This window comes from Mesorhizobium sp. P3_A9, assembly GCF_056402975.1.
On sequence record NZ_JBFUGJ010000781.1, the window covers coordinates 1 to 675 of the forward strand.

Genomic DNA, 675 nt, shown 5'->3' on the forward strand with positions numbered 1-675 from the left:
GCCGAATACGACGCCTGGCTGATCAAGATCAATGATGGCGACCAGTTCGGCAGCGGCTTTGTCGACGTCAACCCCAACTCCAAGATCCCGGCTCTGATGGACCGCAGCGGCGCCACGCTGGTGCGCATCTTCGAGTCCGGCTCGATCCTGGTCTATCTCGCCGAAAAGTTTGGCGAGTTCCTGCCGACCGAACAGCCGGCCCGTGCGGAAGTGCTGTCCTGGCTGTTCTGGCAGATGGGCTCGGCGCCGTATCTGGGCGGCGGCTTCGGCCATTTCTACGCCTACGCGCCGCAGAAATTCGAATACGCCATCGACCGCTTCGCCATGGAAACCAAGCGTCAGATGGACGTGCTCGACCGCCGGCTGGCGGAAACTGAATATCTCGGCGGCAAGGATTACTCGATCGCCGACATGGCGGTGTGGCCCTGGTATGGCGGGCTGGCGCTCGGCCGCATGTACAATGATTCCGCCGACTTCCTGTCGGTGCAGGAATACAAACACGTTCAGCGCTGGGCAAAAGCGATCGACGAGCGCCCGGCGGTCAAGCGCGGCCGCATGGTCAACCGTGCCTTCGGCGAGCCGGCCCTGCAGCTGCACGAGCGCCACGACGCCAGCGATTTCGAGACGAATACGCAGGACAAGCTGGCCGCGGAATAGGCAGCGGCAAGACTGAAC

At 63.0% G+C, this 675-nt stretch carries 1 protein-coding gene; it reads left to right on the top strand.

All coding sequences use genetic code 11. From position 1 onward, the window contains the following. The coding region (gene yghU / locus AC1DX0_RS36715; RefSeq protein ID WP_477359528.1) for a glutathione-dependent disulfide-bond oxidoreductase at positions 1-657 on the top strand (657 nt) is incomplete at its 5' end. Between the last annotated feature and the right edge of the window lie 18 nt (positions 658-675).